The 380-nt window shown below is 69.5% G+C and carries 1 protein-coding gene; it reads right to left on the bottom strand.

Going from position 1 to position 380, the window contains the following annotated elements:
- Positions 1–380 (bottom strand): electron transfer flavoprotein subunit alpha/FixB family protein (locus SJH88_RS19500; RefSeq protein WP_274755424.1); only part of this gene is annotated, 380 nt, incomplete at both ends.

The following is a 380-nucleotide window of genomic DNA, read 5'->3' as shown; positions in this document are numbered from 1 at the left end:
ATGGCGGCGCCCAGCTTGTCGGCCAGGGGGGTGATGACTTCGTTGAACTTCTCGGCGCTGCCCAGGGCACGGCCACCGGAGACGATGATCTTGGCGGCGGTCAGCTCGGGGCGGTCGCTCTTGGTGACTTCACGGCCCACGAAGGCGCTCTTGCCAGAGTCGGCCACGGCGGCGGCGGTTTCCACCGTCGCAGAACCACCGGTGGCTGCCGCGGCATCAAAGCCGGTGGAGCGCACGGTGATGACCTTGGTGGCATCGGCCGACTGCACGGTGGCGATGGCGTTGCCGGCGTAGATGGGGCGCTCGAAGGTGTCGGCGGCGATCACGGCGGTGATGTCGCTGATCTGGCCCACGTCCAGCTTGGCGGCCACGCGGGGGGC

This window comes from Comamonas sp. GCA5 (assembly GCF_036541385.1).
In the GTDB taxonomy this organism is placed as follows: Bacteria; Pseudomonadota; Gammaproteobacteria; order Burkholderiales; family Burkholderiaceae_C; genus Comamonas; species Comamonas aquatica.
The sequence above is the reverse complement of the archived record's forward strand: the minus strand, read 5'-3'. Positions and strand labels throughout refer to the sequence as shown.